Origin of the sequence: Rossellomorea sp. YZS02 (assembly GCF_033963925.1) — a bacterium.
GTDB lineage: Bacteria > Bacillota > Bacilli > Bacillales > Bacillaceae_B > Rossellomorea.
Genome location: NZ_JAXBLY010000001.1, coordinates 344,073 through 363,202, shown reverse-complemented (window position 1 = coordinate 363,202; position 19,130 = coordinate 344,073). Strand labels below are relative to the sequence as shown.

Annotated in this window: 25 protein-coding genes; 22 read left to right on the top strand and 3 right to left on the bottom strand. The window is 42.0% G+C overall.

The window, feature by feature from the left end; translation table 11 throughout:
* Window positions 1-50 precede the first annotated feature (50 nt).
* Together gpmA and SLH55_RS01830 are read left to right on the top strand one after the other, a co-directional pair.
* Window positions 51-818 carry a 2,3-diphosphoglycerate-dependent phosphoglycerate mutase gene (gene gpmA, locus SLH55_RS01835; protein ID WP_320322403.1) on the top strand — a complete coding sequence of 256 codons (768 nt, stop codon included), beginning with the start codon at window positions 51-53 and terminating at the stop codon, window positions 816-818.
* A 77-nt stretch (window positions 819-895) separates the two neighbouring features.
* Window positions 896-1,564, top strand: a complete 669-nt coding sequence (locus SLH55_RS01830) for a hypothetical protein (RefSeq protein ID WP_320322402.1) — start codon at window positions 896-898, stop codon at window positions 1,562-1,564.
* Between the two features lie 55 nt (window positions 1,565-1,619).
* On the opposite strand, the gene SLH55_RS01825 is transcribed toward SLH55_RS01830, so the two are convergent.
* Entirely contained in the window at window positions 1,620-2,411 is a 792-nt protein-coding gene (locus tag SLH55_RS01825; RefSeq protein ID WP_320322401.1) for an alpha/beta hydrolase, read from the bottom strand.
* A gap of 169 nt (window positions 2,412-2,580) precedes the next feature.
* Between SLH55_RS01825 and SLH55_RS01820 the strand changes: the two genes are divergently transcribed.
* Together SLH55_RS01820 and SLH55_RS01815 are read left to right on the top strand one after the other, a co-directional pair.
* Window positions 2,581-3,126 carry a sigma-70 family RNA polymerase sigma factor gene (locus SLH55_RS01820; RefSeq protein ID WP_320322400.1) on the top strand — a complete coding sequence of 182 codons (546 nt, stop codon included), beginning with the start codon at window positions 2,581-2,583 and terminating at the stop codon, window positions 3,124-3,126.
* Window positions 3,116-4,120 (top strand): hypothetical protein, encoded by a 1,005-nt coding sequence (locus SLH55_RS01815; protein WP_320322399.1) that lies wholly within the window; start codon window positions 3,116-3,118, stop codon window positions 4,118-4,120. The genes SLH55_RS01820 and SLH55_RS01815 overlap by 11 nt, the downstream gene beginning before the upstream one ends.
* A 284-nt stretch (window positions 4,121-4,404) precedes the next feature.
* Here SLH55_RS01815 and SLH55_RS01810 read toward each other — a convergent pair whose 3' ends face one another.
* Window positions 4,405-5,631, bottom strand: coding sequence for a hypothetical protein (locus SLH55_RS01810; protein ID WP_320322398.1), 1,227 nt, complete (start codon window positions 5,629-5,631; stop codon window positions 4,405-4,407).
* Window positions 5,632-5,831: 200 nt separating this feature from the next.
* On the opposite strand from SLH55_RS01810, the gene SLH55_RS01805 reads away from it, so the two are divergent.
* From SLH55_RS01805 to SLH55_RS01785, 5 genes are all read left to right on the top strand, one after another.
* Complete coding sequence (locus SLH55_RS01805) at window positions 5,832-6,359, top strand: sigma-70 family RNA polymerase sigma factor (RefSeq protein WP_320322474.1); 528 nt, start codon at window positions 5,832-5,834, stop codon at window positions 6,357-6,359.
* Window positions 6,352-7,872 carry a hypothetical protein gene (locus tag SLH55_RS01800; RefSeq protein ID WP_320322397.1) on the top strand — a complete coding sequence of 507 codons (1,521 nt, stop codon included), beginning with the start codon at window positions 6,352-6,354 and terminating at the stop codon, window positions 7,870-7,872. The genes SLH55_RS01805 and SLH55_RS01800 overlap by 8 nt, the downstream gene beginning before the upstream one ends.
* A 128-nt stretch (window positions 7,873-8,000) precedes the next feature.
* Complete coding sequence (locus tag SLH55_RS01795) at window positions 8,001-8,450, top strand: winged helix-turn-helix domain-containing protein (protein WP_320322396.1); 450 nt, start codon at window positions 8,001-8,003, stop codon at window positions 8,448-8,450.
* Entirely contained in the window at window positions 8,447-9,694 is a 1,248-nt protein-coding gene (locus SLH55_RS01790) for an MFS transporter (protein WP_320322395.1), read from the top strand. The genes SLH55_RS01795 and SLH55_RS01790 overlap by 4 nt, the downstream gene beginning before the upstream one ends.
* Window positions 9,695-9,786: 92 nt before the next feature.
* Window positions 9,787-10,218 (top strand): DinB family protein, encoded by a 432-nt coding sequence (locus SLH55_RS01785; protein WP_320322394.1) that lies wholly within the window; start codon window positions 9,787-9,789, stop codon window positions 10,216-10,218.
* Between the two features lie 98 nt (window positions 10,219-10,316).
* Here the strand turns inward: SLH55_RS01785 and SLH55_RS01780 are convergent, their stop codons facing one another.
* Window positions 10,317-11,048: a MerR family transcriptional regulator gene (locus SLH55_RS01780; protein WP_320322393.1), complete on the bottom strand. Its 732-nt coding sequence runs from the start codon at window positions 11,046-11,048 to the stop codon at window positions 10,317-10,319.
* Between the two features lie 184 nt (window positions 11,049-11,232).
* Between SLH55_RS01780 and SLH55_RS01775 the strand changes: the two genes are divergently transcribed.
* From SLH55_RS01775 to SLH55_RS01715, 13 genes are all read left to right on the top strand, one after another.
* Entirely contained in the window at window positions 11,233-12,207 is a 975-nt protein-coding gene (locus SLH55_RS01775) for an ATP-binding cassette domain-containing protein (protein ID WP_320322392.1), read from the top strand.
* Window positions 12,208-12,210: 3 nt separating this feature from the next.
* A complete protein-coding gene (locus SLH55_RS01770) occupies window positions 12,211-13,023 on the top strand; it encodes an ABC transporter permease (RefSeq protein ID WP_320322391.1) in 813 nt (270 codons plus the stop codon).
* A 4-nt stretch (window positions 13,024-13,027) separates the two neighbouring features.
* The gene (locus SLH55_RS01765; RefSeq protein ID WP_320322390.1) at window positions 13,028-13,816 is read left to right on the top strand and encodes an ABC transporter permease; all 789 of its coding nucleotides are present in this window, start codon (window positions 13,028-13,030) and stop codon (window positions 13,814-13,816) included.
* Window positions 13,817-13,908: 92 nt separating this feature from the next.
* A complete protein-coding gene (locus tag SLH55_RS01760) occupies window positions 13,909-14,457 on the top strand; it encodes a GNAT family N-acetyltransferase (RefSeq protein ID WP_320322473.1) in 549 nt (182 codons plus the stop codon).
* 138 nt (window positions 14,458-14,595) lie between these two features.
* Window positions 14,596-15,324, top strand: a complete 729-nt coding sequence (locus SLH55_RS01755) for an HAD family hydrolase (protein WP_320322389.1) — start codon at window positions 14,596-14,598, stop codon at window positions 15,322-15,324.
* Between the two features lie 127 nt (window positions 15,325-15,451).
* Window positions 15,452-15,793: a hypothetical protein gene (locus tag SLH55_RS01750; protein ID WP_320322388.1), complete on the top strand. Its 342-nt coding sequence runs from the start codon at window positions 15,452-15,454 to the stop codon at window positions 15,791-15,793.
* A gap of 59 nt (window positions 15,794-15,852) precedes the next feature.
* Window positions 15,853-16,227 (top strand): hypothetical protein, encoded by a 375-nt coding sequence (locus SLH55_RS01745; protein ID WP_320322387.1) that lies wholly within the window; start codon window positions 15,853-15,855, stop codon window positions 16,225-16,227.
* A 15-nt stretch (window positions 16,228-16,242) separates the two neighbouring features.
* Window positions 16,243-16,458 carry a hypothetical protein gene (locus tag SLH55_RS01740; RefSeq protein ID WP_320322386.1) on the top strand — a complete coding sequence of 72 codons (216 nt, stop codon included), beginning with the start codon at window positions 16,243-16,245 and terminating at the stop codon, window positions 16,456-16,458.
* Window positions 16,459-16,542: 84 nt separating this feature from the next.
* Window positions 16,543-16,998, top strand: coding sequence for an NUDIX hydrolase (locus tag SLH55_RS01735; protein WP_320322385.1), 456 nt, complete (start codon window positions 16,543-16,545; stop codon window positions 16,996-16,998).
* Entirely contained in the window at window positions 16,995-17,756 is a 762-nt protein-coding gene (locus tag SLH55_RS01730) for a hypothetical protein (protein ID WP_320322384.1), read from the top strand. Before SLH55_RS01735 ends, SLH55_RS01730 begins: the two co-directional genes overlap by 4 nt.
* A 14-nt stretch (window positions 17,757-17,770) precedes the next feature.
* On the top strand, window positions 17,771-18,319 hold the full coding sequence (locus SLH55_RS01725) for a GNAT family protein (RefSeq protein ID WP_320322383.1): 549 nt from the start codon (window positions 17,771-17,773) through the stop codon (window positions 18,317-18,319).
* On the top strand, window positions 18,306-18,818 hold the full coding sequence (locus SLH55_RS01720; protein WP_320322382.1) for a phosphoribosylanthranilate isomerase: 513 nt from the start codon (window positions 18,306-18,308) through the stop codon (window positions 18,816-18,818). Before SLH55_RS01725 ends, SLH55_RS01720 begins: the two co-directional genes overlap by 14 nt.
* 54 nt (window positions 18,819-18,872) lie before the next feature.
* Complete coding sequence (locus tag SLH55_RS01715; RefSeq protein ID WP_320322381.1) at window positions 18,873-19,082, top strand: hypothetical protein; 210 nt, start codon at window positions 18,873-18,875, stop codon at window positions 19,080-19,082.
* Window positions 19,083-19,130: the final 48 nt, after the last annotated feature.

Genomic DNA, 19,130 nt, shown 5'->3' with positions numbered 1-19,130 from the left:
TTTCTAATCCAACATGCACATACTGAAAAAAAAGACCTGGGGTGGTAAAGATGAAGAAGCTAGTGTTGATCCGACACGGTGAGAGCCAATATAATCTTGAGAACCGGTTTACCGGCTGGACGGATGTGGATTTGACCGATGATGGCTATAACGAGGCAAGAAAAGCCGGGGCAGTTCTGAAGCAACACGGGTTTGTATTTGATGTTGCTTACACATCCGTCTTAAAGCGTGCGGTCCGGACATTGTGGATCACGCTGCACGAAATGGACCTGGTGTGGATTCCTGTCCATAAATCCTGGAGATTGAATGAACGGCATTATGGCGGTCTTCAGGGACTGGATAAAGATGACGTGACGGAGAAATTCGGAGAAGAACAGGTGCATGAGTGGAGGCGTTCCGCCGATATTCGGCCACCAGTGATTTCAGAAGAGGGTCATCAAGGGAATCTTTCTGATCCTAGATATGCATCTATACCTAAGGAAGATATGCCCTTATCGGAAAGCCTACTTGATACGGAAAAAAGGACACTTGTCTATTGGCATGAAGAAATTGTCCCGAGCATCCGGAATAATCAGCGTGTCATCATCTCAGCGCATGGAAATACGCTCAGGGCACTCGTGAAATATCTTGATCATATACCCGACGACGGAATCGTCAGCCTCAACATTCCAAACAGCATCCCCCTTGTGTATGAATTGGATGACGACTTAAAGCCCATCAGGCATTATTATCTGGATGATGAGGGAGAGGTGCCGCATGAGAGAATTCCTCGGCATATGGATTTGGATGATAGGGAGAATTGGGATTGGATGGGGTGAAGTTTTTAAGGTGAAATCCTTTATATGTTATAATTGTAATAACAATTATGATCATGCCGAATAAATAGGGGATTACAATGAAAAAAATACTAGTTATCTTCGTTTTTTTGTTCATTGGGTTAGCAGCGGCTTTTCTGTTGAGTGAAGGGTCGATGGCTGCAACAAGTAAAATCAAACACTTTTATGCAAACACAGAAGAAGCAAAATCTGGAGAGGGAGGCCCGCCGCTCGTTGTGAACGCTGATCAATTTACGGCTTTAGAGGGTCCTCCCGACCATTCTGACACATGGCGCCAGATTATTGTGAAAGGTAAGTTCCCTTTGGGGATTCCTTCGTCCAAAGGGTCAATTGTAAGAAAGACCATCATGTCGGCTGTAGTGGCGTTATGTTTACTAACAGTGGCAGTTTTATGGTATCGGTCTAAGAAAAAGAGATCAAATGAAGAATCAGACGATGTCGCCGATGCTCTTAAAGACCCAATCCGAAAGCAAGCCGAACAAGAGAATTCAGCAGTTCACACCGAAGAATTACCTCTATCCAGTATGAATGAAGTGCGAGAAACACTAAAACAATGGGAAAACCGGTTATCACCTTATAAAAAGAGAAAGAAAAGTGAAACCATTTCAGAGTGGTTCCATCGCATCAACGGTCCGGTAGAAGTGATCCCCCTATATGAAAAAGTCCGCTATGGGTATGCGGACTTCTCAAAACAGGAATTGGAAAGATTCATTTCAATGCTTAAATAGTTGTTTAAAAAAACGATCATAGGATTCAACCTTGATCGTTTTTTGAACGTGATATCTATTCAATTATTTCTATCCTATCAAGCCAGTTCTGCACCAGGGAGTTGAAAACCTCTTCCTGCTCAATCTGCACATTATGACCACCCATATCAAGCACAGCAAATGATGCCCTTGGATAATCCTCAATCAGTCGCCACGCATCCTGATATCCGACTACATGGTCTTGCCGCCCTGTTAGGATCAGCGTTGGATAGTCCAGTGTATGTGAAAACTCGAAGGTGAACCCATATCCGTTCTCCCTGATCCGGTTTACGAACTCCTCATTCGTTTGAGTGGAAGGCATCAGGATGTCATCACGAAATCGTTCCCATTCCCTCTGACCCTGCACGACGCCCATCGCAGAAAAGACCTCGGCTTCCAGTGAAGAGAGATTTGATAGCACATCAGGATCCTTTTTTAATACGATCTGCTTCGGTAATTCTCTTTTATCAGTATCAGGTATGACCATAGGTGCCAGGAGCATTAAGCCTCGAACTCTATCATGCCGTGCTTCTACCATCCCCCTCGCCATATACCCTCCATACGAATACCCGCAAATGATGAAAGGTTGATCGGGAATAAGCTCGTCCAACTTTTCAAGAACGGCTGCTAACATATCATCAGAATTCTTGATGGACGATTGCGCTTCCGACTGACCCATTCCAGGCAGGTCTATGTAAATTCTTTGCCAACCGCTCCTGCCCTCGAAATTCGGTTCCATTGCATGCATCATCGCCTGATGATCGAGCGTCCACCCATGGACCATCACGATGGGAAAACCGTCTCCGATGATTTTATGATGAATAGCCATGAAAATCCCCTCCTTCTAATCTATTAAAAGTATATGTTATTTTCTGGATTAATCAAAGGATACTCATCCATCTGTGTTGAATGCAGTAAATGGCAGTTTTATAAAAAAATAATGAAACCAACCCCTGTTTGATTCGTCTTAGCATTAAAGGGAATGAGGTGAGGATCGTGTGAGGAAGGTCAAGAATGCAGAGAACTCAGACCGGGATGCGTGGCTTGAAAGCATCATGGATGAGTACGGAGAACGGCTGACGAAATTGGCTTACAACTATGTGAAAGACTGGAGTATGGCCGAAGACATCGTGCAGGAAGTCTTCGTTACATGCTTCACGCATTTTGAAAAAATAGATGAAATACTTTCATTCAAAGCATGGATCTATCGACTCGCCATCAATCGGGCGAAGGATGTCCTGAAGAGTTCGGCGTTTAAGAGAGTGGTGATGAATTCGAGCCTGTTTTCTCTTTTTACATCAAAAGAAGCATTACCGGAAATGACTTTAGTGAAACGAAGCGAGGAAGAGGTTCTTTCAAAGAGCGTTCTGGACTTACCCGTTAAATATAGAGAAGTGATTATTCTTTATTATTATGAAGAATGTTCCATTGATGAGATTCAAGAACTGTTGGGTGTGAACGGAAACACGATCAAAACAAGGTTGAATAGAGGCAGAGGGAAGCTCAAAGAGATAATGGAAAGGTGGGAACAGGATGGAACGTAAGCTTGATGAGTTAAAGAGAGCAATGGATACTACGACGCATAAAGGCCGGCATTTCACGGATATCCAAAAAAGCAAGATTCGCCATGCTGTTCACCGTCCAATGGAATCAAAAAGCCCAAATCCATTCATTATTTTCATCATGACATCTGTTGTTCTTTGTTTAATAGGTTTCTTTGTTTCAACAGAACTGTTAGTGAAAGAGAGTGGTGGGAGTAACGGGAGCCCAGATCCGTGGAAAGTCCATCACGAGTATAAAGAGAATGACAAAGTTTTATTTAGCATCTTACCTGACCCCGAGCTTCAGGCGGGTAAGGCATATGGATATATTTTTAGTTTCAAAGAACCTTTTGACACGTATAAAGGAAAAGAACTGTCTATTTCTGCGATTCAAAAAAATACAGGGAATCGAGTGGAAGTAGTGGCCCCTCAAACAATCACACAGCCTTCAATGGGGTACTCAAGCTTACAGCGCTTCACCACCACTTTTCGGGTTCCTGATAGCGGGATATGGAAATATGAAGTCTATCTTGACGACAAGGTGTACGGTGAAGTGGTGGTCAATGTAAATGAAAACGAGGAGAGCCCTGTTATATTACCTGATGATATCACTTCCTACGTTCAAGATAGTGATGTTGATGCGATCAACTGGGATCAAAAAGCGACTACCTTTGGACAGAATATGATCGGGAATGAAGGAAAGTCCGGTATCATCGGGGCCGATATGCCAAGCCTGTCCAGCCAAAAATGGATGTGGCATCTATGGAATACGGACGCTTCAAATCTGACTGTTGTTGGTTATCACAAAGACTCAGGTACCGTATACCCCGTATTAAATAATGGTGAGAGTTGGACGATTCCTCTAGGAGGGGAGAATAACGGTGCGGATGTTCATGCTCCGTCGTCTGTGACGATTCCTGAACACGGGGAGTGGGCATTTTTACTATATGCAGATGGGGAGTTGTTTGATGTCATTGTGATGGAGATTACTCGTTGAGAGTTGAAATTAATGTTTAGTACTCTGTTTTTAAGTTATGATTGTTCTGTTTTAGCTGGAAATAGGGGCCGGGACATACCACAGGGATGGTTTCTTTAGCTCCTTAATCTTCTTGACAGGAGAATCATGCGGGTTTTGTAAGAAATCATGCCAAATGAAAGATAATCGAGCGAGATCTGGCTTTTTCATGCGGGATTAAAAATTATCATGCGAGATTTCAGATAATCATGCCGGGATGTCGAATTTTCTTTAAACGAAAGCACATCCCGCGCAAGATGTTTGAATCAACCTGTGTAGAAAACAACCTCCTCAACATCCCGAATCCATTCCCCAGCTTCAGTCCCATCCGGATTCCCGATCCAAAGATCCCTTTTCAAATCAGTCAGGGATGTCCCCCTTAACCAAACGAGTTTTCCAATAGATGAGATGTACTGAGGGGCATAATCACCGAATCCTTTTGGTGGACTCGTTATCTTATTCTGTTTATTAGAATTTATATTCAGAGTGTATAGAGCTGGCAGTGGGTGTTTGCTGAAATCGTTTGTCCATGCCTGTTCCTTAAGTCTCGAAACCACAAGCGTCTTATCGGTCATCCAGTCAAAATCAAGATCTGCGTAATGAGCGGGTGTATACGTTCCTGAAACCGGCATTTCCTTTACCTTAAGGTCCTTATCTTTAAAACCGAATACGATTCTCCCGCCGCCTGCAATGTAAGCTAACGTATCTGTAGAAGGTGACCATTTTGGCTGGCCGACATCCAAAATCATCTCGTCCAAAACCTCGAAATTTTTCCCGTCTTTATCAATGACACACACCATATTGCTGTCCATGGACCACGAAGCGGTTGGAGACACAACGAATGAAATCCACTTGCCACTCGGCGAATAGGTGAGCTGCTCGGCATAGACCGCAATCAGTTTGTTTTGATCGTTTGTACCGATTTCCCGTGGGAGTGTGAAGAATGGCTTCACCCCTCCAAATAGAACGATGTCCTCATAGTTATCACTGACTTTCTTAATGAACAAAGACGCGCTTGACCATCCATCCGGATTGAGGGTTCCCGATGAAGACAGAAGAAACCCACTGCCATCCAGAAGCCACGTGTAATCACTGACCCCGGTAGCGATGTTGTAGAATCGGTTGAGGTCTGAAATATCTAAAATACCGTTGTTTATATAGGCTAGATGGTTTTTATGGGGAGCCCATTTTGGTACATGGCCGTTATCCGAAATTCTTTTCTTACTTTGATTGTTAAGATTATAGGTCCAAAGCTCCGACTGCCCTTCGGTAGATGTTTCCACTTGATAGGCAATCAACGTTCCGTCTGTTGACCATTTTGGTTTGAAATGGACGTTTCCTGAATTCGTTATTTGTGTTTCCTTGCCATCTAATAATGTCCATAAGTTTCCATCCCTGATAAAGGCGGCTTTAACTTGATTATGTAAAGATGCGGAGGGTGCTGATGGAAAAATAAATACAAGGATGAAGGTTAGCAGGATGGCTATTCTCATTGTTTAAGTCTCCTTTTATGTTTGTGTTCTTACTATTTTCTTGAATCGGTCCATTTATGTAGAGGGGCTTCATTGACTTCAATGCTAATATGAAAATAAAAGCATAAAAGGATTTTTTTACAATATTCGCAACCATTCAATTTGGGCGTCGTCTAAAGGTTGAAAGGGAGTACATGATGATAGGAGATAAGAAGTTGTATATGGAGCAAAATGAAATGAGCAGAGAAGAGACGGTTGAATGGTTAATGGATGAGTACGGTAAGAAGGTTGTGCGACTTGCTTATACCTATTTGAAACAAGAGCAACTCGCAGAGGATGTGGCACAGGAAGTGTTTATAAAGTGTTATCAAAAGTTTGATACGTTCCGTCAAGAATCATCCTATCAAACATGGATTTACTCCATAACGGTAAATCTGTGTAAGGATCGGTTGAAAAGCTGGAGCTTTAGGAACCTTGTGTTTAGTGATTTCTTTTCTTCAAGGAGCATCACAAATCATACCCCAGAGAGCAAGTTACTTAATCTAGAAGCAAAAACAGAATTATCCCAAAGTGTACTGGGTCTTCCAATCAAATATCGTGAAATCATGATTCTGTTTTACTATGAAGAATTTACGTATAAGGAGATTCAAGATTTGTTGGGGGTCAGCAGCCAAACAATCAAATCCAGATTACATAGGGGAAGAAACATGTTACGGAAGAAGCTTAAAGGAGGGGAGGGAAATGAGTGATATGTTGAATCAATTGAAAGAAGAATTGGATGAACAGGTACTGAAAGATTTAGATTTCAGGGAGAGAAACAAAGCGTTTGTTAGGAACCACTTTAAAAGTAATGGTGAGCCGAGTAGAGAAAAGAAGCACTTTGGTATAGGGTTGGTTTTAAGCTTCTGTTTTACAGTCTTATTTTTAGGAGTCGCCGGCTATTTTATAATGGATCATTTGGGTTTATCAAAAGACGAAGGTCTTTCTCAAAAGAATGAAAAATCGAATGAGGTTCAAGAACATAAAGAGCATACTCACCCACAGCCAAAAGAGAACGATGAGGTTATGACAAAAGAGGAAGTCCTTCATAAGTTATTTAATTCAGTCGATTACTTTGAGACAGCGGCCGGCGAATTCGAAGTATACTATTTAAGTAAATCAACGGTTAAGTATAAGGTGAGAAATAAAGGTGTGGTTGGTGGATACGAGAAGGTAATCGATTATCCAGATCCGAAGAATCCCCAATCGAAAGAGAAGGTAAGTAAAACATATTATAACAAACACAATGTTTGGCACCTTGATTTAGACTCAATGGAATATGTAAAATTCGGCATAATGCCGGAAAAGAATATACCAATTGTAAAGGCAGATGACATTTTCAAAATGGATCCAGACGATATTCTTGAATACGATACCATGAACATTTTTAGGGAGACTCCTCCAAACATGTTAGCGGGAATTTCGCTTTATAATTATACATTCATCGCTAAATACTTGAGACCTGAAAATGAATGGTCAATAGAAAAGCAAAATGAGAAACTATTGGGACATAATACGCTGGTCATCGCAGGGACACTGGACGATAGCCTGGTCGATACCATGCAACCAAAAGAAAAAGAATTTAGGATGTGGGTGGATAAAGATACTGGAATCATGGTGAAAAATGAGATATATAGTGATACCGGGGAACTAGTCAGTTATTTACATCCAAAAAGCTTGGAGATTAATAAAACATTCCATGAAAATGAGTTCGAGCCTGATCTTGACGGATTTCACTCTTTTAGGGATGAGAGGGATAGGGAACTCCAAGTCATTGAACATGCTGATACAAAACGGACTGAAGTAGAAGAAGTAATGGCCATTCAGAGGAAGACCATGCCTTTGTTTTATGAGTTTAACAATCCGAAACTCTCCCCTTTTTCTGCAAGTATTGAAAAATACCGCAAGGATCTTCACGCTTATGTCGTCTACAGTTATGACAAGCCTGTAAATGAAGTTGGATCCGGATCTCGTTTGCTTTACACAAGGATACATCCTAAGGACACATACCTCAGAAAAACAGGCGATTTTGTAAGGCCACTAGGCGAAGAAATTGATTCTATGCTAATGAACGGAATTCAATGGCGTATGTTCAAAGTGGAAGGCACAGATGAGGTTCTCGCAAAAGGAGAGAGCGGTGACTATATAATTGAAATCGTCACGCAGGATGTATCCGGCAGTGAATTGAAAAGGTTGTTGGGTACTTATAAAAAAACAAAATAGGTTTACTGGCGCATATCACGTGTTAAGATATGCGCTTTTTAAATTTCTGAAAAAAGATTTCTAAAAAAAGAAGGAGATGTTCTAAAAAAATAGAATAATCTATAATATTAGAATAAGGGGGATTAATCATGAAAAATGAATCGTCGATATCCATTTCAATGGAGCAGCAGAAGTTGATCTCAAACGCTACTCGAATAAAAATTATTCATCTGTTAAAGCATGAGGAATTAACCGCAATGGAAGTTGCGAAAAGATTGGAGAAATCTGTAGGGAGTGTCCATTATCACATTCAACTTCTCTATAAAGGTGGGATATTGGAACTTGTGAAGGAGAAGAAGAAAGGGGGCATCTTGGAGAAGTATTATAGATCTAAAGCGACCAGGTTCGTCTTAGAAGAACAAGACTCTGAGGCTCCTTCTTCTCTTTCAACAAACTTAACGTTAAATCCAGAAGAAAAAGAACAATTCCTGTTGGAGCTGGAGCAGCTTTTTGTCAGATGGGAAAGGCATCTGTCAAAGGATGATCAAAAACAGGAATTCAAAGTGTCCTGTTTATTTGAAGAGGTTAAGGATCAATGAGGGGATCATTAAGAGAGTGGAAAGCGCCCGGACTGTTATTGGGTGCCGTTGGGATTTCTTATATTGGTGACTTCATTTATCTGGTTGCATTGAATTTATTTATTTTTGCCAAAACGGATTCTGTAGCAGCTGTTGCCGGACTCTGGATTATTGGACCGATAGCTGGCATCATCACGGGGTTCTGGTCAGGCAGCATCATTGATCGACTTTACAAAAAGCATATTATGATTTTAATGGATGTGTTGAGGGGATGTTTTGTCGCTGTGATTCCCTTGATGTCCGAGTTATGGTCCATCTATGCTGTCTTATTTATTATAAGCCTGTGCAGCTCTTTTTTTAGACCTGCTTCCACAGCTTACACGGTACAACTTGTTCCCAAGGAAAACTTGTTACGGTATAACTCACTCAGTTCGATTCTCACAACAGGTTCTCTAGTGCTGGGTCCAGCCATAGCAGGTGCATTAATTCAATTTAGTTCATATCAGGTCGCCATTTGGTGTAACGCAGTTTCCTTCCTGATATCAGGGGTTATGATTTTCTTTTTACCCAATCTGCACATAAGATCTGATTCTACTGTAGAAAAATCCAAGTACATAAAGATCATATTAGATGATTTACGAATGGTGCTGCATTTCTTAAAGAAGCACCGGTATTTCCTGGCCGTCTATCTTTTATTTCAATTCATCATGACCTTAGCGATAGCACTGGATTCCCAGGAAGTTGTCTTTACACAGAAAGTGATTGGATTAACAGAAAGTCAGTTCAGTTTATTAATGAGCATCACAGGTGCCGGCTATTTAATAGGATCCATACTCATGTCAATGGTTGCAAAAAAAATGACAATCCCATATATGATTGGATTTGGTACAAGCTTGTTCAGTGCCGGCTACGTTATCTACTCATTTTCAACGACATTTTTAGTAGCAAGTATAGGGTTTATCATACTCGGTTTCTTCTCCTCGTTCGCTAATACAGGCTTTCAAACCTTTTTCCAAACGAGCATCCCATCCCATCAAATCGGTCGGATAGGAACAACATTGAGTTTATTCCAGAGTTCAATGCTAATAGTAACAATCTTGCTGGCAGGGTTATTGAGTGAGGTATATGGAGTGAAATATTTAGTCATTGGAACTACGCTCATCATTGCCCTAATCGCCGCTTTGCTCTGTGCGTTAACAACGATTTCGCATTTAAAGGAAAAAGGAAGTATACCTTCAACAGTTACTGTCAAAGAAGAGATTTGAAAAGCGTTATCTGTTTTGTAGATTGTGCAAGGAATTATTCAATTTATGATGAAATATTAAGTAGAAAACTAAATTAGTAGGAGGAACATTAAATGAACCGAAAAACCTTGCTCTTAAGAATGCTCGACACAACCTACGACCAGGAAAGCTGGTATGCCCCTTTCAAACCTGCAATCGAAGGGCTCACGGCTGTTCAAGCTTGTTGGAGACCGGATGGGGAAGCGACCAAAACCATTTGGGAAAATGTGAATCATCTTATTTACTATAAAGAGAGGTTGACGGCCAAATTGGAAGGTCGTGAATGGACGAATCCTCTTGACGGTAATGATACCTTCTACCTGACTGAGCAAGTCAATGACGACAAGGAATGGCGAGCAATTGTTGAACGCGTAGAGACCGCACATCAGGGTTTTAGAGAAGCGCTCAGTCAAACAACAGAAGCAAAGATTGAAGAAGATTCTCTCGAAGAAAAGCTTCTGGACATCATGCTTCATGATGCCTATCATACGGGGCAAATCATGTAGTTGAGGAAGATGCAGGGTTCGTGGCCGTCACAGCGATGAAACCGGATAGCTGGAGATTGCAGACCAATCTCCGGTTTTTTTGTCTTCTGAAAAAGCCCTTACTCCGATGACTCACTAAAATAATGGATCCCCTCTAAATAAGTCACCAACTCATTCAACGTTCCCAACGCCTTCAATCCGTTATTCATCTGCCCTCTCATATCCACGATCCGTCCTTGTAGGATGGGGAGGATGTCTCGGTAATTATTTGTCTCCATTCCTTTCAGGACTTCTCTGCATTGATCGAACCCCATCCCGGATAAGCGAAGTAGTTTGATGATAAACAGCTTGTTTAGTAATGCCCCATTGAAATACCGGTAATTATTTTCTCCTCTGCTGGCTTCGAAAAGCTCTTGTTGTTCCCACACTCTTAATGTGGAGATCGGCAGGCTTAGTCGCTTTGACACCTCTTTGTATGTAACGGGGCCGTCTACTTGAACATGTGATACAGTTTCTTGACTGCTCAACGTGGATTGCAACTGTTCTAGAACCAGCGTGCTTTCTTTGTAGTTCTTAACAAGTTCTGCCTGGAATTCTACCGCTAAGATGATGGCTGCTTCCCGGTCCATATTTACAACGAGCCTCATCATTTTCGCTACTTCTGTCCATGAGTAACCAGCCAACATAAGACGTGAAGCTTCAAAAAATCGTTTATGTATCTCGGTGTATTGCCGATAATTATTTTTCCCCCTTGGGGCACTGGGAATGAATCCCCACGTTTCATATTTCCTGAGCAGGTCTGCACTTAGATTAAATGGCCTGGTGATTTCGATTCCTCTATAAATTCGCAATTTTACTGACTCCTCCTGAAACATTGACGTAAAACATGAAAGTCTCATTCCGACTTTCTATTGAGGATTCAATGATCCTTCCACCTCTATTTTGACAAACCCTCGAACCTTGCAACAAAGTGCTACGATTAAAGTATAAGTAAAATATTTCAAATTTTCAATCATCATAAAAGGGGAGATACTTATGCTGCAGGTTCAAAATGTAGGGAAGGTCTATGAGGTCCCTGTGAGGGAATCAGGACTCAAAGGGGCCATTTCCAGTTTTATAAAGCGTCAAAAGAAAGAGGTATGTGCGATATCGGATCTTTCATTCGAGATTCAAACAGGGGAAATGGTGGGGTTTATCGGACCGAACGGAGCTGGAAAGAGCACCACATTGAAAATGCTCAGCGGCATCCTGCATCCAACGAAAGGAGAGGTGAATGTTCTCGGGTATAAACCTCATCAACGTCAACATGACTATTTGAAGAAGATTGCCTTAATCCGGGGAAGCAAGCCTCTCTTTGCACCGGCTGACTTGACAGCATTGGACGCACTTCATATGCAGAGGATAATCTATGACATCGATTATCAGGAATTCACCAGGGATTTATGTAAGATTGTCGATTGGTTACAGATTGAGCCTTATTATAAAAAGCCGCTTAGAACTCTTTCTTTAGGAGAAAGGATGCGCTGTGGTCTAGCCTGTTCACTTGTGTACAATCCAGAAGTCCTTTTTCTGGATGAACCGACGATCGGTCTTGATTCCGATGCCCAGCAACGGATTCGGCATTTCTTGAAAGAATATAATCGGGAAACCAATGCAACGATTCTGTTGACCTCCCATTACATGGAGGATGTGACCCAGTTGTGCAAGAGAGTGATGGTCATTGATAAAGGGAGATTACGTTTTAATGGAGATATGAGTCACATGGTCGATCAGTTGACTCCCTATAAATTGATTGTCTTTACCCTTGAAAAGTCCAGTGTGCTGACTGCCGACTTATCTGAGTTGGTAATAGACGCTCAGGAAGGGAATTACACCATTCGCGTTTCGAATGAACACGTTCCTTCCGTGACCGCCCGCTTACTATCCGACTATTCCATTCTTGACTTGACCGTCGAACATCCGCCTTTTGATCATACGATTCAACAACTATATAAAACTGAGGTGGTGTAAAGAATGAGTAGAATCGCTATTTATAACGGCTATCGCCTGCTTAAGGGCTATACGGTATGGAAAACGATGGATGTGTTTAGCTGGAGGTCATTCATCTACCTGCTCGTATTTTCTCATTTGATCACACCGTTAGTTTCGTTATTTGTTTGGCAAACGGTCACGGCAAAAGGGCAAGTCGTTGGAGGCTGGGGATCCAGTCAGTTCCTGATTTACTATTTAGCGATTGTCATCGTGCGACAGTTGACAGTCTCATATGAACACCATATGTTTGGCATGCAGATTTACAACGGTGAATTGACCAATCTGCTTTTGAAGCCCCATCACTTGCTTTATGTCGTCATTGGGGAAAACCTTGCTGTGAAAATGGTGTCCTATACGATTTCCATCCCCATGCTCATCGCTCTTTGGGTTTGGCTAAGCCGTGACAGTACACCGTCTTTCACAACGGTAAGTCTTTTTATCCTGACTGTCTTCAACGCCTGCATCCTCCGCTTTCTGTGGCTTTACTTGTTGACACTCGCTGCCTTCTGGACTGAAAAAACTCAATCATTAGTCAACGCAGGTGAAGTGGCCATCTTCTTTATCGGAGGAGAAGTAGCTCCACTTTTGCTTATACAGGGAGGTTTCGGTGAATGGTTATACTATCTTCCTTTTTACGGGATGTTGGGCTTCCCGGCTGAAGTCCTGACCGGCACCAGTGGCATCTCTATCATTCCCGGACTTGCCCTGCAGTATGGCTGGATCGGCATTCTGGTCCTATGCAGTACCTTTGTATATAAAAAAGGCATTAAACGATATTCTGCTCTTGGAGGTTAAGAAAATGAGAAAAAAGTTGGCTTTAGTATTCCTGTTCTTTAGAATGTCGCTCATGACCCAGCTGCCTTACAGAGTCAATTTTCTTACACAGGCAGTTTCTACACTCTTCTATTTCGCAAGCGGAGTATTCGGCCTCCGCATTGTGTTTCAATTTACAGATTCACTGGCAGGATGGACATATGTAGAAATCATCACGTTATTTGGAGTCTACCAATTGGTGGCAGGTGTCCTTTCCCTTTTTGTCATGGGGAACATTGAAGCTTTACCAGATAAGGTCGTCGACGGTCACTTGGACGAAACGCTATTACTACCGGAGAATGCCCAGTTCCTATCGAGCTTCGGCAGCTGCAATGTGTGGGCAATCACTGACATCCTACTTGGGTTCACCGTCATAACGGGAGCAGTCTTTTTTCATTTCGATGAGGTCGTGCTTCTTCATTTCATTCAGTTTGTCCTTTTGTTATCCTGCTCCCTCATCATCAGCTACTCCTTCAGAATGTGGATCGGCATCTTGTCATTTTGGCTCGGTAGAACAGGTGGCGGCTTCATTCTATTTTCAAGTATATGGACGATGGGGAAGTATCCCGTTGATCTGTATCCACCGATGATTAAGTGGCTTCTTTATACCATCGTTCCTGTTGGAATAGTGGCTGCAGTTCCGACATATGCGCTGTTCCATGGAGTTTCATTGGTTCAACTGGTGGGACTGCTTCTGTTGACCTTTGTGATATCGCAGTTTACAGGATTTTTGTGGAGGAAGGGGTTGGGCAGGTATTCGAGTGCTACTTCTTGATGTGATGATCAAGATAACGGTTGTTAGGAATTAGAAATTAATGGATAATAGTTTCAGGGTATAGCGAGCACAAGTTCAAGGAGTGAATCAAGATCATTATTCATCCAATAGAATTTCATATTCGTAGTCTAACTTATATTATAAGGTCAGCAAGAGAAGAAGATGCGCACAAGCTTTCAGAAGTCCGGCTCCAAGTAGATGGAGAGACGGAAAACATGGACAGGGAAAGAGGAGAGGCGTACATAGACGAAGAGGGCTTCAATCAGATCATCAAACAAGATTCAGAGAGTCCGAGAAATCTCTTCCTGGTTTGTGAAGTCGAGGACAGGATTGCTGGTTTCTCCAGATGTGAGGGGACATCCTTAAAGCGTGCAGCTCATAAGGTTGAGTTTGGTGTTTGCGTATTACAGGCATTCTGGGGGTACGCTATCGGGAAAAATCTACTAAAGATGAGCATACGCTGGGCAGATGACAACGACATTAAGAAGATCACCTTGAATGTCCTTGAAACCAATGAAAAAGCCATCATGCTTTATAAAAATAACGGTTTTGAAGTTGAGGGAGTATTGAAAAGAGATAAATTATTATCGGACGGACGTTATTACGATACCGTGGTGATGGGACGGTTGCATTCGTTATGAAGTAGAGGGGTGAAGTTGTGTGGGTGGAGAGTGTGTTGAAGAGACATCTTTAATATTCAGGAAATCAACGCTCATAATCCTCGTTTCTCATACAGAGACCCAACTTGAATTCTAAAAAACTAAAGGGTTGATAAACCAATGAAAAAGTATAGCCTTCTTCTATTTGACTTGGATGACACTCTGCTTGAAAATTCCGCATGGTTTGACGATGGGCTGGTTCAGTCTCTTGCGGAACATCCAATGACACAGGGAATGGATGAAAAACGATTCTTGCAGAAAATAAAACAACCTCCAAGATTTCTAATAGATAAACTTGTAAGTGGTGAACTAACCACATTTGAATTTAAAAGAGAAAGATGGAAGAGTGCTCTTGATTCCTTTGGCGTGAAAGCAAATGTTGAGGAAATTGATCAATTGGAATCACTCTTTCTTAACACCAGTATGAACTATATTACTGCCGATGAATCCGTCTTAAATTTAATGAATGAATTGAATAAGCATTATGAAGTTGCCATTGTTACAAACGGACTTTATGATCCTCACCAAAAGATACTCAATATGGGTTTAGGGGATATATTCAGCAAGGATAAGATATTTCACGCAGAATCATTAGGTTTTAGAAAGCCAGATTCTAGAATGTACAATGTTGCTTTAGAAGCTTTCAAAAAGAAACCCGAAGAGACGATATTCATAGGTGACTCATGGACTCACGATGTACTTGGACCCATGGAAGCAGGAATGGAAACAATATGGGTCAATTTCAGAGGGGAAGAAAAGCCAACGGATCATACTCCGTTTGCCATTGTGTCTTCTATTATGGAGATAAGAGATATTTTGCTTAGGACCGGCATTGAGAAAAAATTATAATTATCTAAGCTTATTAAAAACAATAGGTAAGCTTCTTTTTTATGAACTAATCATTGAGTTACTTTCAATAAACTGGAATAATTGGAATTGTGAGTAATAAAGCTGTTGTATCAGGGAGGAACATCATATGAAAAAAATATTCATTTTCATGATAAGTATTTCAGTAGTTCTTTTCCTGCTCGGCTGCGGAAAGAATGATGGAATCAGCAGCGAGGAAGCGGAGAACATTGCAATGGAACAATTTGAAAATGATGTAAAGGATCACAATGAAACTGCCGTTAAAAAAATCAATCTAAACGATGTGGAACTCCTTTCAAAAGAAACCAAATTCAGCAGCTCGTCCAAGGCATGGGAAATTACGTTCAATTATAAGGATGGGGTTAAGGGTGAAGATGAGGTCTCCAATTCGATTGCTCAATATAGTGTGAATCCTGATGGGGAGATCATTCGTAAGTCGAGCTCGTTTTAAGAAATGTAGACACATTTTGAAAAGAGAGATCTAGAATCACATGTTAGGAGTGTATTCCTATGTTAAGAAAATTCATCATGCTAATGGGGACGGTTCTTTTGTTAACAGCCTGCAACACCAAAGACTTCTCCTTCTCCGGAGAGTCCGATCACTGGCATGCTGAACTAAACGTCAACCAGTCCAGTGATTTTGAAAAACAGGATTTTGTTCTGAAGTATAAAGGGGAGGATATTGATTCTGTGGGGAATGTTGCCTATGACGTAGAAGAAGTTGGTGGATTTGGCAGAACGGGTGTGACCCTTGAAGAGAATGGAGTGATCCGTGACAGCAGTGAATCAGGTCCCACGAATGCCAAAATGAGTGAAGATACTGAGGTTGAGGTAACGGTGAGATGGGATAATCAGGAGGAAACATTCACTTTAGCAAAAGATTAAAAAAGGTTGGATTGTATGTCAGAGAGAACATTTCAATTGAGATTGTGGTTGATAGCCGTACTGGGTTCGATCGCATTGTTTGTTGTGACAGAATTAATCTGGGAAGAAGTGCCGGATGTATTCTTACTGGTCTATTTAGTAGGGGGGTTTATAATAAATCATTTCATTTCGAAAATCAGAAATTTGAAGTCGGAAAAAGCAGCTCTGAAGGATATTCGACAAAGTGGTTAAATGAGTTGAATTCATGTGCAAAGCTGGTTTTTTAAGTCAATTGAACCCTTTCTTCGTCATGATTCATTCATAAGGAGGGAAATAATGAACTACGTCAAAGATCTGCGAAAACTTGTAGGCACCCTACCCTTAATTCTCCCCGGGGCTGTCGTCATCATCGTAAACGACCAGCATGAAGTCCTGCTTCAGCACCGGACAGACGGTGGTTGGGGACTCCCGGGAGGATTGATGGAGCTCGGTGAAAGTTTAGAAGAAACGGCAAGGAGAGAAGTGAAGGAAGAAACCGGACTTGAGGTCGGGGAACTGACCCTGGTCAACATCTTCTCCGGTCAGGATTATTATTTCAAGGTATCGAATGGGGATGAACTCTATTCCGTTACGGCTGTCTATGTCACGAAGGACGTGAGCGGAAAAATGGAAGTGGATGAATCTGAATCGGTTTCAGTTCAATTTTTCAAACTGAATGAACTTCCGCACGGGCTGACGGATGAATATAAGAGATATATCATGCCATACATTCAATCCGAGGTGCGAACATGAATGCGTCAGATAGCATATTAAACACATGGAATAAGTTCAATGATTTCCCAATGGAGACGTTAACGAAGGTTTGGTTTTATAACGAGGGAAGTGCGAAGAAACAGCGTGATGTCTCTCTCATGCGCGAGCACCGGGGACAATTCGGCATGTCGGGGAATTGTTTGGATCTTGCACTCTGGTTACTGGATGAGTTTAAAAGGGACGGAGTCGAGGCGTATCCCGTCGGCCATAACCTTGGTTCGGAAGAGGCTCATGCGGCCGTCATTGCGCTGAGTGAAAATGGGGATCGATATCTTTGCGACATGGGCGATCAGTGGTTGAATCCGATATTAATAGATACGAAGAGTCCCGATTATACCACTGAAAAATTAGATGGATTTTTCCCGGCTGCAAAGGTGCAGGTTCTAGATCATCCAACCGGTATCGAAGTCCACTATCATCGACCGAATGGGAAAGTATCGAAACAAGCTTTTCAGACGGAACGAATCGAGATGGATACCTTCCTTAAGGCTGCGGAGCATTCTCAACATATGATAAAGAATCATCCACTATTGGAGTGCAGAATTCCGTATCAATCTGAAACCGCCCATTGGGAGTTCTATAATTGGGAGAGCTTTCTGAGTACAACAGAAGGTTTGATAAAGGACCGGAAGCTGGCAACAGTGGAAGAATGGGCTGAAAGGATTCATGGGAAAACGGGATACAACAAAGCCATTCTAATCAACATACTGGAGCATTACAGAAGCATTCAAGAGTGAAGGGGGAAATGATAATGAACACAACTCAAAGGCCAATCGTATCATTAAGAGAACTGACGCATGATGATGCAGAAGATCGTTACCAGTGGTGCCTGGATCAAGAAGTGACCAAACACTTGAACATGCCGGCAAAATATCCTCCCTTCAGCCTGGAAGAAACCCGTGCCTGGATTGACATGTGCATCAACAAATCGAATGGATACGAACAGAAAGCGATCATCACGGGAGAAGGCAAGCACATCGGCTGGGTCGATTTGAAAAACATTGACCGGTTAAATAAGCATGCTGAACTCGGGATCGCGATCGGGGATAAAACATACTGGGGCAAAGGCTACGGATTAGCTGCCATGGGCGAGATGCTTCATTGGGGATTCGAGGAACTCGGGTTGAATAAGATTTGGCTCCGAGTAGAGATCGATAATGAGCAGGCCATCAAGTCTTACAGAAAAATGGGTTATGTGGAAGAAGGCATATTAAGGCAGGACAGATGGAGAAATGGGGAGTTCGTGGATCGGTTACGGATGAGTATTCTACGGGAGGAGTTTTCCCATGAAAAAGTTTGATGAATTTATTAAAATTGCCCGGGAGCTAAATGGGATAGGTATTACTCCACTACTCATGGGTTCGGTCGGGTTGGAGGAGGTCACAGGCAGGAGCTGGGATGCACAGGATCTGGACATCCACGTGCCTGGTGATAAGCGGGGATGGGAAGTTCCTGCCGAAACATCCATACATAACTGGAATGAGATTGTAGAGATCATGGAGTCAATGGACTATGTGTTGATTGATTTGCATGAGCATGAATTCTCGAAAGATGGAATATCGGTAGAGTTCGGTATTATCGACACGCTGCCGGAATTCGCAGGAGTACAAGTAGAAAGGCTCGAGATACATAGAGTGGAAGAAGTAAATTATTATCTGCTGAATCCGGAGCAGTACTTACATGTTTACGAAGCTTCATCTAAAGACAGCTACCGGGCAGACCAGAATAATCATAAGGATTTGGAGAAGATTGAGTTTTTAAAACATGTAATCTCTCATAATGAACTTCCAAAAGGATAAACCATTTATGTTACAGTAAATATAAGACAATTCTGAAATGCTGGGGGTGTTATCATGTATTTCTTGATTTTTCTTGGGGTCGTCATCGTCTATTTTGCTATCCGTATTTTCATCGGTTCAAGGAAGATGGAGTTTTATGGGGACAGCATCAAAAAGAATGCGCCAGACTCAAGAGACGAAGCTTATCAAAAGTCGGCTCAGCATTCTCAACAAGCCACGAATGCGAATAATCAAACAGGTGGTGGCGGGGGACCTTCTGCGTGAAAGACCATGAAATGAAGGTTTCTGTCCAAGTAAAAGGGAACTTCCTTT